This window comes from Stenotrophomonas sp. 89682_Sma, from assembly GCF_056481405.1.
Map to the genome: position 1 here is coordinate 1,653,258 of NZ_CM151147.1, position 12,770 is coordinate 1,666,027.

The following is a 12,770-nucleotide window of genomic DNA, read 5'->3' on the forward strand; positions in this document are numbered from 1 at the left end:
CGGCGGGCAGCGCGGTAGACTCGGGAGCAGTTGCAACCGAGGAAAGCCATGCACCGGTATATCGTCTACCTGCTCGCCATCCTGATGTTCCCGATATGCCTGTGGCTGGCCACGATATGGCCGGCCTGGTATTGGGGCGTCGGCCTGACTGCCGCGATGGTGGCATTGGGGACCTGGGATCTGCTGCAGAAGCGCAGCACGCTGCGCCGCAACTATCCGGTGATGGCGCACTTCCGCTACGGGCTCGAATCGATCGGACCGGAAATCCGCCAATACTTCGTGCAGAGCGACCTGGAGGACGTGCCGTTCTCGCGCCAGCAGCGCGCGCTGATCTACCAGCGCTCCAAGAACGAGATGGACACGGTACCGTTCGGCACCCTGCGCAGCACCTATGCGGTGGACTACGAGTGGATCAACCATTCCTTGGCACCGACCGCCATCGCCAAGCATGACTTCCGCGTGCTGATCGGTCCGAACTGTGCCAAGCCCTATTCGGCCAGCGTGTTCAACATCTCGGCGATGAGCTTCGGTTCACTGTCGGCGAATGCGATCCGCGCACTGAACGAAGGCGCGCGGCGCGGTGGTTTCTACCACGACACCGGCGAAGGTTCGATCTCGCCCTACCACCGCGAGATGGGCGGTGACCTGGTGTGGGAAATCGGCTCGGGCTACTTCGGTTGCCGCGACGACAAGGGTGGTTTCAGCGAGGAGCGCTTCGTTGCCAATGCCACCCATGACCAGGTCAAGATGATCGAGATCAAGCTGTCGCAGGGTGCCAAGCCAGGCCATGGCGGCGTGCTGCCAGCGCCGAAGGTGACCGCCGAGATCTCGGTGACGCGCGGTGTACCGATGGGCGTGGACTGTGTGTCGCCGTCGCGTCATTCTGCGTTCTCCACGCCCGTGGAGCTGTTGCAGTTCGTCGCCCGCCTGCGCGAGCTGTCCGGTGGCAAGCCGGTCGGTTTCAAGCTGGCCATCGGCCACCCGTGGGAGTGGTTCGGCATCGCCAAGGCCATGCAGGAAACCGGGCTGCTGCCGGACTTCATCGTGGTGGACGGCGCCGAAGGCGGCACCGGCGCGGCACCGGCTGAGTTCGTCGACCATGTCGGCGTGCCGATGCACGAGGCGCTGCTGCTGGTGCACAACACCCTGGTGGGCCTCGACCTGCGCGAGCGCATCCGCATCGGTGCGGCCGGCAAGATCACCAGTGCGTTCGACATCGCGCGCACCATCGCGCTGGGTGCCGACTGGTGCAATGCCGGGCGTGGCTTCATGTTCGCGCTGGGCTGCATCCAGTCGCTGAGCTGCCACACCGACAAGTGCCCCACCGGCATCGCCACCCAGGACCCGGCGCGCTGGAAGCATCTGGACGCACCGGACAAGGCCACCCGTGTGTACAGCTTCCATGAGCACACACTGCATGCGCTGAAGGAGCTGCTGTGTGCTGCAGGCCTGAATGACCCGGCGGAACTGGGCCCGGAACATATCCTGCGTCGGGTTTCGCCTGTTGAGATCCGCTCGCTGGCCTCGCTGTACCGTTACCTGGAACCGGGCGAGCTGCTGCACAAGGTGCCGGACCACGCCGTGTTCCATGCGTTCTGGGCCGACGCACGCAGCGATTCCTTCCAGCCGCCGCCGAAGATCCAGGCACTGCGGGCCAGCAAGTCGCGATAGCCGTTGTTGTAGAGTCGAGCCATGCTCGACCGCCTTTCGATCAGGCATCGCGACGTCGGAACGAAGAACAGCCGGGCATGGGCTCGGCTCTACAAGGAGATGCCATGCGGTTCAGGACCGGCACCATGGATGACGTGGCCATGCTGTGGGCGCTGCGCACGCGGTGCGTGCGTGAGACCTGCAGCAGTCATTACCCACCCGAGGTCATCGCGCCATGGTCGGCCTCGCCGCCACCGTCGCAGTACGCGCGGCTGTTGTCGCAGGGCGGATGCGTGGTGGCCGAGGACGGGCAGGGCGACCTGCTTGGCTTCGGGGTGTTCGATGCCGATGCCAATGAAGTCGATGCGTTGTTCGTTGATCCGGATCGTGGCGGCCAGGGCATCGGCCAGGCGCTGATGCAGCGGTTGCTGGCAATGGCCGATCGCGAGCGTGAGGTGGTGCTGTCGGCCTCGCTCAATGCCGTGCCGTTCTATCAGCGGCAGGGGTTCATCAGCGTGAGCGAAAAGGTCTACCCACATCCCAGCGGCGTGGCGCTGGCGTCGGTGGGCATGCGCCGGCCGTGGTGATGTAGCTCGACGGCTTTTGTAGAGTCGAGCCATGCTCGACTGCTTTTGATTCAATCGATGAAGTAGTCGAGCATGGCTCGACTCTACAAGGCAGGCGTCACCGCTCCGCCAGCCACCTGATCACGCCTTCCGCAGCACGCAGGCCACTGGCGTAGCACGCGGTCAACAGGTAGCCGCCGGTGGGGGCTTCCCAGTCCAGCATCTCGCCGGCGCAGAACACGCCGGGCACTGCCCGCAGCATCAGGCCGTCATCCATCGCATCCAGGCGCACGCCACCGGCGGTGCTGATCACCTCGACCATCGGCCTTGGCCGCAGCAGGCGCAGCGGCAGGCGCTTGAGCGTGGCAGCCACGGCCGGTAGATCGTTGCCGGCCTCCTTGCCAAGACTCTCGAACACCAGTGCGGCCTTCACCGCATCCAGACCCGCCTGGCGGCGCAGGTGTTCGCCGAAGCTGCGGCCCTTGCGCGGACGTGACAGGTCGGCCAGCAGGCGCGCTTCGTCGCGGCCGGGCACCAGGTCCAGCCACAGCATGGCGTGGCCGTCGTGGTTGATGGTTTCGCGCAGATCGGCGGCCAATGCGTAGATCAGGCTGCCTTCAATGCCGTACTCACTGGCCACGCACTCGCCCTGCAGCGACTGCGGCTGTCCAGCCAGGTCGATCCAGTGTGCAATCACCGGCTTCAATGGTTCACCGGCATTGCGCTGGGCGAAGAACGGGGTCCAGTCCACGTCGAAACCGCAGTTGGCCGACTGCAGTGGCGCGATGTCCACGCCACGCGCCTGCAGTGACGCAACCCAGGCGCCGTCGCTGCCCAGCTGCGGCCAACTGCCGCCGCCCATCGCCAGTACCGTGGCATCGGGGCGCACATCGATTTCCCCCGCCTCGGTGGCAAAGCGCAGGGCGCCGTCGTCACTCCAGCCGATCCAGCGGTGGTTGGCATGCAGGCGCACGCCCTGTTCCTTCAGTTGGCGCACCCAGCCGCGCAGCAGCGGCGCTGCCTTGCGGTCGACCGGGAACACCCGGCCAGAGCTGCCCACGTAGGTCTCCACGCCGAAGCCGGCGGCCCAGTTGCGCAGTGCCTGCGCGTCGAAGCCATCCAGCCAGCTGCCGACCACGGCGGCCTGCTCGCGGTAGCGGCTGTCGAACAACGGCCGTGGATCGGAATGGGTGAGGTTGAGCCCGCCCTTGCCGGCGATCAGGAACTTGCGGCCGGGTGACCCCTTGGCCTCGTACAGGTCGACCTCCAGCCCAGCGGCGCGCAGGCGCTCGGCGGCGAACAGGCCGGCCGGGCCGCCACCGATGACGGCGACCCGCTGGGGCAGTGCGGTATTACGGTTTGACATCGAGCAGCTCGACGTCGAACACCAGTGACGAGCCGGCCGGGATCGGGCCGACGCGGCGGTCGCCGTAGCCGTAGTCCGGCGGGATCATCAGGGTGCGCTTGCCGCCGACCTTCATGCCAGCCACGCCCTCATCCCAGCCGCGGATGACCTGGCCGGCGCCGAGTGCGAAGGTGAACGGTTCGCCGTGCTTGAAGGAGCTGTCAAATGTCTTGCCGTGCTTGGTTTCGGTGCGGTTGTCGTAGATCCAGCCGGTGTAGTGCACGGTGACCTTGCTGCCGGCAACGGCTTCGGTGCCGGTGCCGGGCACGGTATCGATGCGCTCGAAGGCGGTCAGGGTGCCGCCGGGCGGTGGGCCGGACGGTTCGGTCGAGCAGCCAACGGCGGCGAGGGACAGCAGCAGGGGAAGCATCAGGCGGCGCATCGGGCGTCTCCGGAAGGGCGCAGGGCAAGGGCGGCAAGGGTAGCGCATCGGCGCCGGGTATCATGGGGCCATGGCAAAACTACTGCTCAATCTGCGCAATGTCGGCGATGACGAGTATGCCGATGTCTGCACGTTGCTCGACCAGCACGGCATCGCCTGGTATCGCACCGAACCCAGCCCGTGGGGCATTTCCAACGGCGGCCTGTGGCTGCGCGAGGACGCTGATCATCCGCGCGCGAAGGCGCTGATGGACGAGTACCAGGCCGAGCGCGGGCCGCGCATCCGCGCCGAGCGTAAGCAGGCATTGCGTGATGGCACCGCCGAGACCTTCGGCAGCCTGTTCCGGCGGCGGCCGGTCTACGTGGTGCTGGTGCTGCTGGGGATGGTGGGTGCGGCGGCGCTGGTGCTGCTGCCGTTCATGCTGTTGCGGGGGTAAGGGGGCTTCTGGCCGGGTTACACCCGGCACCCGCGGTAGTGCCGGCCGCTGGCCGGCAGCAGCAACAGCAGGCATTCCGTGGGATGGCGTAGCGGTGTGGGTTTGCGGGGCCGCCGTGAACCCGTCCCTGGGGGCTTGGTCGCCGCATCCATGCGGCTCACTGATCTGGCCCCCCGTCAGCGGACGCCAAGAAGCGATACTTTGATCGCACCTGGAGGTCCCTTATGTCCCGTATCACCCGTCGTAGCTACACCGATGAGTTCAAGCACCAAGCCGTGGAGTTGGCCGAGTCGCTCGGGCCTGCCGCAGCAGCCCGTCAGCTGGAGATGTCGGTCAAGACGCTGGCAAATTGGCTTGACGCGGTCCGTGCTGGCCGGTCGTTGACCTCTGAGGCTCGCAGGCCGGCCACCGACCTGGAAAGCGAGATCAGCCGCCTTCGGGCCGAGAACGCCAATCTGAAGATGGAGCGGGAAATCCTAAAAAAAGCGGCGGCGTTCTTTGCCAGAGAGTCCAAGTGAGGTACGCCTTCGTCGCCAGTCAAAGGACTCACTACCCGACCAGGTTGTTGTGTCGGGTTCTTAGGGTTTCTGTCTCTGGATTCCATGATTACCTGCGCCGGCAGTGTGCCCAAACGTGCGATGTCGATTCGGCCCTCCGTACCGAGCTTCGGGCCATTCATGTGACCAGCAAGCGCAGTTATGGGCGACGTCGGCTGGTCAGGGCCTTACGAGCCAGGAATCACCCAGTCGGCCACAAGCGCGTGGCACGGTTAATGGCCGAGGAGCGAATCCAGGGCAAGACCAAAGGCCGATTCCGACCCAAGTCCTCCGGCGGCTCATCTCAGCTCGCCCCCAACCTGCTGGATCGGCAATTTGCCCCCGGAACCGGACCGACGGCGTGGGTTGGGGATATCACGTATGTCCCCACCCGCCAGGGATGGCTGCATCTGGCCGTGGTCATCAGCGTCCAGACCCGGCAGGTGCTGGGCTACAGCGTTTCCAAGCGCCTGACTGAAGAGCTGGTGGCGAAAGCATTTGCCAATGCTTGGGCTCTGCATCCACAACGACCCGGCCTGATCTTCCATTCAGATCGTGGTGGGCAGTACTGGGGGAACCAGTTTCGCCAGCTGCTGCAGTCCCATGACGTGGTCCAAAGCATGAGCCGGCCTGGCAATTGCTGGGACAACGCGGTGGCCGAGAGCTTCTTTGCGACGCTCAAGACAGAAGAGGCTGCCGAGCCTTACGCCAGTAGGGAACAAGCCAGCCAGTCCATCGCTGCTTACATCCACGGCTTCTACAATCCAGCCCGGCTACACTCGGCGCTGGGCTACCGCTCGCCTAACAACTACGCCCGGCAGCGCCGGGCTGCCGCCTGAAACGGCTTCATGGCGTCCGTTTTCAGGGGGCCAGATCACACACCCCGCAAATCCACACCGCCCCGCCTTCGACAGTTTCACGCGATCTGCTAGCGCTGGGGGCGGATCCTTCCGATGCGCAGAGGGCTCTGACCCCTGAATCTGCAGATCCTCGGTAGATCCACGCCATGCGTGGATGAACGTGAAAATCTGACCCTGGGGCGGTCTGGCGCTAAAATGGCGGGATGATCGCCAATACTGCTGCCTACCATTTCGCCGTCATCGACGCTCCCCAGGCCCTGTGCGACCAGTTGCTGGCGCGTGCCGAGGCGGCGCAGTTGCGGGGCACGATCCTGGTGGCGGGCGAGGGGCTGAACCTGTTCCTGGCGGGTGCGCCGGAGGCGGTCGAGGGTTTCTACACGGCGCTGCGTTCTGACGCGCGGTTCGCCGATATGCGGGTCAAGACCAGCTTCAGTGAACATCAGCCGTTCGCGCGGCTGAAGGCCAAGGTGAAGGACGAGATCATCAGCTTCCGCCGCGACGACGGTCAGCCGCTGGACTATCCGCGCGCGCCGGCGGTCGATCCGGCCTCGTTGCAGCGCTGGTTGCGGCAGGGGCATGACGACGCCGGCAAGCCGGTGGTGATGCTCGACACGCGCAACCTGCAGGAAGTGGAGTACGGCACCTTCAAGGATGCGCTGGTGCTGCCCATCCACAAATTCACCGACCTACCCGAGGCGCTGGCGCCGCACCGCGAAGCGCTGAAGGACAGCACCGTGGTCAGTTTCTGCACCGGCGGCATCCGCTGCGAGAAGGCCGCGCTGTGGATGGTCAACGACGGCATGGACAACGTGCTGCAGCTGGACGGCGGCATCCTCGGATACTTCGAGGAGGTGGGCGGCGAAGGCTACGAGGGGCGTTGCTTCGTGTTCGATGAGCGCGTGGCGCTGGATGCCGAGCTGAAGCCGATGGTCGATCAGCCGCTTCCGGAGCCGCGCCCCAGCGCGTTCTGACGCTTCCCCGGTAGAGCCGGCCGCTGGCCGGCTGCGAAGCCATCTCCCTGTATGCCGGCCAGCGGCCGGCACTACCAATCGCGCTTGGCGCGGATCAGGGCACCCCGGATCGGCCCGGTCAGCGCTGAACCTGCCCCACGGGAATCAGCATCCCGCCACCGTCACTGGCCGCGGCGCCTGGCCGTCCCCATGCATGGGGGATCCCGTGACGGAAAAACGCCTGATGATCCCGTTGTCGATTCTCGACCTGGCCCCGGTCTGCGAGGGCAGTGACACCACCGCCGCCTTCGCCAACATGCTGGAACTGGCCCAGCACGCCGATGCGCTGGGCTATCGCCGCTACTGGCTGGCCGAACACCACAACATGCCCGGCATCGCCAGTGCGGCCACCGCCGTGCTGATCGGCCATGTGGCCGGGGGCACCAAGCGCATCCGCGTCGGTGCCGGCGGCATCATGCTGCCCAACCATGCGCCGCTGCAGGTGGCCGAGCAGTTCGGCACGCTGGCATCGCTGTATCCGGATCGTATCGACCTTGGCCTCGGCCGCGCGCCGGGCACCGACCAGCCGACGGCGCGGGCCCTGCGTCGCTACTTCGACAGCGCCGACCAGTTCCCGCAGGACGTGCGCGAACTGCTGCACTACTTCGAACCGGTACAGCCCGGGCAGGCCGTGCAGGCAGTTCCGGGTGGGGGGCTGCGGGTGCCGACCTGGATCCTCGGTTCGAGCCTGTTCGGTGCGCGCATGGCCGCCTCGATGGGCCTGCCGTACGCGTTTGCCTCGCACTTCGCGCCGGACGTGATGGACGAAGCGCTGGCGGTGTACCGCCGCGAGTTCCGACCCTCGGCCACGCTGAAACAGCCGCACGCGATGCTGGCCTTGAACGTTGTCGCCAGCGACAGCGAAGCCGAATCGCGGCGTTTGTTCACCAGCCAGCAGCAGAGTTTCGTCAACCTTCGTCGCGGCCGTCCGGGCAAGATTCCGGCACCGATCGACGACATCGAGTCCTTCTGGGAACCGCATGAAAAGCTGGGCGTGGAGCGGGCATTGGCCTGCACCGTACTGGGTGATCCGCAGCAGGTGGCCGAGGGCATCGCCGCCTTCGTCGAACGGCACAAGCCCGACGAACTGATGCTCACCGCCAACCTGTACGACCACCGCGCGCGCCTGCGCTCGTTTGAATTGGCCATGCACGCCTGGCATGCCCGCCACGCGGGCTGAACAATTGCGTCACGGCCTGTTGCGGCCGATCCGCGTCTGATGGGGGCTCCCCCTTCTGGAGTCCCCACCATGGTCGAGACCCGTGCCGAACACATCACCCAGCTGGCCGAACTGATCAAGGACGTGGAGGTGGCGATGTTCACCACCACCGGCGTCGATGGCCGCCTCTACAGCCGGCCGTTGGCCACCCAGCAGGTCGCCTTCGACGGTGACCTGTGGTTCGTGATCACCGGCGACAGCCCGAAGGTGGCCGAGGTCGCGCTCGACCCGCGGGTCAACGTGGCGTATGCCTCGCCCTCGAAGAACACCTATTTGTCGGTGGCGGGGCGGGCACGCGTGGTTGACGATCGCGCGAAGATCGAGGAGCTGTGGTCACCGGCGATGAAGCTGTTCTTCCCCGGTGGCAAGGATGACCCCAACCTTCGCCTGATCCATGTGCGCGCCGACAGTGCCGAGTACTGGGACGGACCGGGCACGCTGCTGGGCAAGGCGTTGACGTTCGTGCTGTCGGCGGTGCAGGACGAACCGGCGGCGTTGGCCGACAACGGTTTCATTGATCTGCGCTGAGGTTTCGCCCCGCCGGGCATGGCCCGGCGCTACCGGGGGCGCATCGTGGGTAGCGCCGGGCCATGCCCGGCGAGCGCAGTGGTCGGCTTTCAGAACCAACGCTGGAACAGATCCACCGTATAACCCACCAGCTGCCCCGAACTGAAACCGAAGAAGGCGATCGCCGCCAGCGCCGCGATCCAGTTGAACAGCATCAGCGCGCCATCGCGCTCCAGCAATGCCAGCGCGAACAGCAGCAGCTGGAAGCCGAACAGGAAATTGGTGAACGGAATCGGCAGCGACAGCAGCACGCCCAGCAGCACCAGCAGCAGGCCGGTGAAGGCGTGCGCCGGCAGCGGTGTCAGCAGCTGCGGCAGGCGCGGCTTCAGCATCTTGTCCAGGCGCCGCAGCGGGCGATCGATACGGTCAAGGAAGCGGTGCATGGTGCCGCGCTTCGGCCCGCGCCGGGCAATGAAGCCGGGCAGCCAGGGGCGGCGCAGGCAGCACAGCATCTGCAGGCCGATCAGGATCACCAGTGGACCGCTGACCGCGCCGCCCATGCCCGGAATCGGAATGAACGAGGGCAGGATGGCCACGAACAGGAATACGCCGAACGCGCTCTGCTGCAGGTTGCACAGGATCTGGCCGAGCGGCATGTGCTCGGCCGGATCACCGGAGGCGAACATCTCCAGCAGGGTGCGGATGCCCTCGTTGCGGTAGGCCGGGCGCTCGGCGCCCGGACCCTGGCCGGCCTCAGGCGGTGAGCTCATCGGCCTGCTCGTCGGACAGCGTGCGCAGCAGCAGCTTGTCCACCCGCGCACCGTCAAGGTCGACCACCTCGAAACGCCAGCCGGCCCAGTCGAAGTACTCGCCGGCGTGCGGAATGCGACCGAAGTAATGGATGCACATGCCGGCCAGCGTGTAGTAGTCGCCGTCCTCGGCGTCGGGCAGGTCGTTGCTGCCGATCAGTTCGCGCACGTCTTCGATCGGCAGCGAGCCGTCCACCAGCAGCGAGCCGTCTTCGCGGGTCACCACCAGGGCGTCCTCATCGGCGTTCTCCACCGCCTGCAGGCGGCCAACCACCGCGCCCATCAGGTCGCTGATGGTCACCAGGCCCTGGATCTCGCCGTACTCGTCCACCACCAGTGCCATCGACTGCTGTTCCTCGCGGAAGATCTCCAGCAGCTTCATCGCGTGGGTCGATTCGGAAACATACAGGGGTTCGCGCAGGGTCTGGAACAGCGCGTTGTCGCCACGCGCCATGCGCGTGGCCAGCGATTTCAGCTCCAGCACGCCGACCACGTCCATGTCGTTGTCGCGGTACACCGGGTACCGCGAGAACTCGTGCTCGGCCATGATTTCCAGGTTGCGCTCCAGCCCGGCCTGGGTATCCAGCCACGCGATGCGGTTGCGCGGGGTCATCAGGCTGTCGGCGGTGCGGTCGCCAAGGCGCATGACGCGGTTCATCATGTCGCGCTCGTGGGCATCGATCACGCCCGCCTCGTGGCTCTCGGCCACCAGCATGCGGATCTCTTCTTCGGTCACCGAGGCGACTTCATCCTTGCCCAGGCCGAACAGGCGCAGGACCAGCTGGGTGGTCTTGGACAACAGCCAGACGAAGGGCAGGGCCAGCTTGGCCAGCCAGCTCATCGGCATCGCCACCAGGCCGGCGATGGCCTCCGAACGGGTCAGCGCCAGGCGCTTGGGTACCAGTTCGCCGAAGATCAGCGTGATGAAGGTGATCAGGCTGACCGCCAGCGCCGTGCCGATGTTGCCGGCATAGGCGAAGCCCGGCATCAGGCCCTGGATCCAGCCGGCGAAGGCCTCGCCCAGTGCTTCGCCACCGAGGTAGCCGGTCAGCACGCCGATCACGGTGATGCCGATCTGCACGGTGGACAGGAAGCTCTCCGGCTTCTCCGACAGCTCCAGCGCCTTGGCGGCGCGCTTGGAGGTGGCGGCCATCTGCTTCAGGCGGCTCTTGCGCGAGGTCATGACCGACATCTCGGACATGGCGAAGAAGCCGTTCAACAGAACAAGCGCGAAGACAATCAGGATCATTTCAAACACGGGCGTCGTCCCCGGTTGGTGGCAGGGAGGGCGGGTGCTTGCGATGGCGGCAGGCGCTCAGGAATGGGGTCCGGCGCGGCGCTGGGGGATAAGGGTCGTCGTCCATAAGGTGCGCCCGAAGGCGCGCTGGCATCTTAGCAAAGGGGCGTGGCAGGGTGGCAACCGCCTGTTCAGGTTGGGGGTTCCACGCCCTTGAAAGGGGGCGGGGATACCCGAGATGGTCATCTAGCCGTCATAATTCCGTCTGGTGCCGTCCTTCCCGCGACGGCTGACAGGTTTCTCAATGTTCTCTCTGCAGACCATTTTCGGTTCCGGCAAACAGTTCTACACCCTGCTCGATGAGGCCGCCGTCGCGGCGTCCGACGCCGCCAAGGCGCTGCATTCCATGCTGCGCGAGGCCGACCGCCAGCCCGCGCTGGACGCTTTCAAGCTGGCCCGCCTGCGCGAACGCGCGGCCTCGGACAAGATCAGCCAGGCGCTGGTGGACAGCTTCATGACCCCGATCGAGCGCGAAGACATCGAAGCGCTGGGTTCGGCCCTGTACAAGATTCCCAAGCAGATCGAGAAGTTCGCCGATCGCTATTCGCTGGCCACGACCCACCTGGAACACATCGACTTCGCGCCGCGCGCGGCGATGCTGGAACAGGCCGCTGGCGTGGTGGTGGAGATGGTGGCCGACCTGCGCCACATGAACCTGGACCGGATGACCGCGCTGAACGAGAAGCTGCGTTCGCTGGAGAACGAGGCCGACCGCCTGATGCTCGAGCTGTACCGCGACATCTATTCCGGCCGCCTGGACAACCTGCAGATGTTCCTGCTGAAGGAATTCTTCGAGATCCTGGAAAAGGCCATCGACCGTTGCCGCGAGGCCGGCGTGGTGGCGTACCAGATCGTGTTGAAGAACAGCTGACGGACGCCGCCGCATGTTGACCCTTGTCCTGGTGGTGATCCTGGCCGCACTCGTCTTCGAGTTCATCAACGGCTTCCACGACACCGCCAACTCCATTGCCACCGTGGTCGCGACCAAGGTGCTCTCGCCCGGCTGGGCGGTGATGCTGGCCGCCTTCATGAACCTCATCGGCGCGCTGACCGGTACCGCGGTAGCGCTGACCATTGCTTCGGGCCTGCTCAACACCAACGTGGTCGAGGTCACCCCGCAGGTGATCCTGTGTGCCCTGCTGGGCGGCATCATCTGGAACCTGATCACCTGGTGGAAGGGGCTGCCGTCCTCGTCCTCGCATGCGCTGATCGGTGGCCTCTGCGGCGCCGGCCTGGCCGCGGCCCACAACAACTGGGACGCGCTGATCTGGTCCGAGCGGCTTGGCAGCTGGGCGCAGAACAAGGGCCTGCTGTGGAAGGTGTTCGTGCCGATGATCACCTCGCCGATCGCCGGTTTCCTGCTCGGCATCGTGGTGATGGTGCTGCTGTGGGGCCTGATCGCCGGCCTGGCCAAGATCGGTGGCGCCATCGGTCGCCTGGCCCGTCCGCGCATCGTCAATGCGTTCTTCGGCAAGGCGCAGATCGCTTCGGCGGCCTATATGGGCTTCGCCCACGGCCACAACGACGCGCAGAAGACCATGGGCATCATCGCCATGACCCTGATCGGTGCCGAAGCTACCGGCGCCCTGAACGACCTGCCGTCCTGGCTGGCCTTCATGCACCCGGACGCGCACGCCGGTGACGGCATTGCGATGTGGATCGTGCTGACCTGTGCGGTAGTGATGGCCGCCGGTACCGCCTCGGGTGGCTGGAAGATCATCAAGACCCTGGGCCACAAGATGGTCAAGCTGCACCCGATCCACGGCTTCGCCGCGGAGACCAGCTCGGCCACCATCCTGACCCTGGCTGCCCACTTCGGCATGCCGGTCTCGACCACGCACAGCATCTCCACCGCGATCATGGGCGTCGGCTTCGCCAAGAACCCGCGTTCGCTGAAGTTCGGCGTGATCGAACGCATCGTCTGGGCCTGGATCCTGACCATCCCGGCAGCCGGCGGCTGTGCGTACCTGATCCTGAAGCTGTTCGAGCTGTTTGGCTGGACCTGATCTGCACGCACACGTTGCACGAAAAAAGCCCGCCGTATTCCGGCGGGCTTTTTTCATGGGCAGAGAATTCTTCCGCACACATCGTGT

At 65.9% G+C, this 12,770-nt stretch carries 14 protein-coding genes; 10 read left to right on the top strand and 4 right to left on the bottom strand.

The window, feature by feature from the left end; all coding sequences use genetic code 11:
• The first annotated feature begins 48 nt into the window (after positions 1–48).
• On the top strand, positions 49–1,671 hold the full coding sequence (locus tag ACZK29_RS07710) for an FMN-binding glutamate synthase family protein (RefSeq protein ID WP_478446865.1): 1,623 nt from the start codon (positions 49–51) through the stop codon (positions 1,669–1,671).
• A 104-nt stretch (positions 1,672–1,775) separates the two neighbouring features.
• Complete coding sequence (locus ACZK29_RS07715) at positions 1,776–2,237, top strand: GNAT family N-acetyltransferase (protein WP_478446866.1); 462 nt, start codon at positions 1,776–1,778, stop codon at positions 2,235–2,237.
• Between the two features lie 97 nt (positions 2,238–2,334).
• Here ACZK29_RS07715 and ACZK29_RS07720 read toward each other — a convergent pair whose 3' ends face one another.
• Both ACZK29_RS07720 and ACZK29_RS07725 read right to left on the bottom strand, forming a co-directional pair.
• The gene (locus ACZK29_RS07720; RefSeq protein ID WP_478446867.1) at positions 2,335–3,582 is read right to left on the bottom strand and encodes a TIGR03862 family flavoprotein; all 1,248 of its coding nucleotides are present in this window, start codon (positions 3,580–3,582) and stop codon (positions 2,335–2,337) included.
• Positions 3,569–4,003 (bottom strand): FKBP-type peptidyl-prolyl cis-trans isomerase, encoded by a 435-nt coding sequence (locus tag ACZK29_RS07725; protein WP_478446868.1) that lies wholly within the window; start codon positions 4,001–4,003, stop codon positions 3,569–3,571. The genes ACZK29_RS07720 and ACZK29_RS07725 overlap by 14 nt, the downstream gene beginning before the upstream one ends.
• Positions 4,004–4,073: 70 nt before the next feature.
• On the opposite strand from ACZK29_RS07725, the gene ACZK29_RS07730 reads away from it, so the two are divergent.
• The 6 genes from ACZK29_RS07730 to ACZK29_RS07755 all read left to right on the top strand — a co-directional run bounded on the left by ACZK29_RS07730 (position 4,074) and on the right by ACZK29_RS07755 (position 8,592).
• Positions 4,074–4,439, top strand: coding sequence for a DUF6164 family protein (locus ACZK29_RS07730; protein WP_478446869.1), 366 nt, complete (start codon positions 4,074–4,076; stop codon positions 4,437–4,439).
• Positions 4,440–4,663: 224 nt separating this feature from the next.
• A complete protein-coding gene (locus ACZK29_RS07735) occupies positions 4,664–4,957 on the top strand; it encodes a transposase (RefSeq protein WP_006388655.1) in 294 nt (97 codons plus the stop codon).
• Complete coding sequence (locus ACZK29_RS07740; protein WP_111202687.1) at positions 4,954–5,814, top strand: IS3 family transposase; 861 nt, start codon at positions 4,954–4,956, stop codon at positions 5,812–5,814. The genes ACZK29_RS07735 and ACZK29_RS07740 overlap by 4 nt, the downstream gene beginning before the upstream one ends.
• Before the next feature lie 224 nt (positions 5,815–6,038).
• Complete coding sequence (locus ACZK29_RS07745) at positions 6,039–6,806, top strand: sulfurtransferase (protein ID WP_111203482.1); 768 nt, start codon at positions 6,039–6,041, stop codon at positions 6,804–6,806.
• A 223-nt stretch (positions 6,807–7,029) separates the two neighbouring features.
• Positions 7,030–8,025 carry an LLM class flavin-dependent oxidoreductase gene (locus ACZK29_RS07750; RefSeq protein ID WP_106548961.1) on the top strand — a complete coding sequence of 332 codons (996 nt, stop codon included), beginning with the start codon at positions 7,030–7,032 and terminating at the stop codon, positions 8,023–8,025.
• Positions 8,026–8,094: 69 nt separating this feature from the next.
• Positions 8,095–8,592, top strand: a complete 498-nt coding sequence (locus ACZK29_RS07755; protein ID WP_478446870.1) for a pyridoxamine 5'-phosphate oxidase family protein — start codon at positions 8,095–8,097, stop codon at positions 8,590–8,592.
• 89 nt (positions 8,593–8,681) lie between these two features.
• Here the strand turns inward: ACZK29_RS07755 and ACZK29_RS07760 are convergent, their stop codons facing one another.
• Both ACZK29_RS07760 and ACZK29_RS07765 read right to left on the bottom strand, forming a co-directional pair.
• A complete protein-coding gene (locus ACZK29_RS07760) occupies positions 8,682–9,341 on the bottom strand; it encodes an exopolysaccharide biosynthesis protein (protein ID WP_478446871.1) in 660 nt (219 codons plus the stop codon).
• Positions 9,325–10,629 (bottom strand): hemolysin family protein, encoded by a 1,305-nt coding sequence (locus ACZK29_RS07765; protein ID WP_005408992.1) that lies wholly within the window; start codon positions 10,627–10,629, stop codon positions 9,325–9,327. The genes ACZK29_RS07760 and ACZK29_RS07765 overlap by 17 nt, the downstream gene beginning before the upstream one ends.
• Positions 10,630–10,921: 292 nt before the next feature.
• On the opposite strand from ACZK29_RS07765, the gene ACZK29_RS07770 reads away from it, so the two are divergent.
• Both ACZK29_RS07770 and ACZK29_RS07775 read left to right on the top strand, forming a co-directional pair.
• Positions 10,922–11,548 (top strand): DUF47 domain-containing protein, encoded by a 627-nt coding sequence (locus tag ACZK29_RS07770; RefSeq protein ID WP_004152833.1) that lies wholly within the window; start codon positions 10,922–10,924, stop codon positions 11,546–11,548.
• A 13-nt stretch (positions 11,549–11,561) separates the two neighbouring features.
• Positions 11,562–12,683 carry an inorganic phosphate transporter gene (locus tag ACZK29_RS07775; protein ID WP_197596921.1) on the top strand — a complete coding sequence of 374 codons (1,122 nt, stop codon included), beginning with the start codon at positions 11,562–11,564 and terminating at the stop codon, positions 12,681–12,683.
• Positions 12,684–12,770 lie beyond the last annotated feature (87 nt).

Coding starts and splice junctions, on each gene's coding strand:
- ACZK29_RS07710 (WP_478446865.1), top strand. CDS start 49: ATGCACCGGTATATCGTCTACCTGCTCGCCATCCTGATGTTCCCGATA.
- ACZK29_RS07770 (WP_004152833.1), top strand. CDS start 10,922: ATGTTCTCTCTGCAGACCATTTTCGGTTCCGGCAAACAGTTCTACACC.
- ACZK29_RS07735 (WP_006388655.1), top strand. CDS start 4,664: ATGTCCCGTATCACCCGTCGTAGCTACACCGATGAGTTCAAGCACCAA.
- ACZK29_RS07720 (WP_478446867.1), bottom strand. CDS start 3,582: ATGTCAAACCGTAATACCGCACTGCCCCAGCGGGTCGCCGTCATCGGT.
- ACZK29_RS07765 (WP_005408992.1), bottom strand. CDS start 10,629: ATGATCCTGATTGTCTTCGCGCTTGTTCTGTTGAACGGCTTCTTCGCC.
- ACZK29_RS07755 (WP_478446870.1), top strand. CDS start 8,095: ATGGTCGAGACCCGTGCCGAACACATCACCCAGCTGGCCGAACTGATC.
- ACZK29_RS07715 (WP_478446866.1), top strand. CDS start 1,776: ATGCGGTTCAGGACCGGCACCATGGATGACGTGGCCATGCTGTGGGCG.
- ACZK29_RS07745 (WP_111203482.1), top strand. CDS start 6,039: ATGATCGCCAATACTGCTGCCTACCATTTCGCCGTCATCGACGCTCCC.
- ACZK29_RS07725 (WP_478446868.1), bottom strand. CDS start 4,003: ATGCGCCGCCTGATGCTTCCCCTGCTGCTGTCCCTCGCCGCCGTTGGC.
- ACZK29_RS07760 (WP_478446871.1), bottom strand. CDS start 9,341: ATGAGCTCACCGCCTGAGGCCGGCCAGGGTCCGGGCGCCGAGCGCCCG.
- ACZK29_RS07750 (WP_106548961.1), top strand. CDS start 7,030: ATGATCCCGTTGTCGATTCTCGACCTGGCCCCGGTCTGCGAGGGCAGT.
- ACZK29_RS07775 (WP_197596921.1), top strand. CDS start 11,562: ATGTTGACCCTTGTCCTGGTGGTGATCCTGGCCGCACTCGTCTTCGAG.
- ACZK29_RS07730 (WP_478446869.1), top strand. CDS start 4,074: ATGGCAAAACTACTGCTCAATCTGCGCAATGTCGGCGATGACGAGTAT.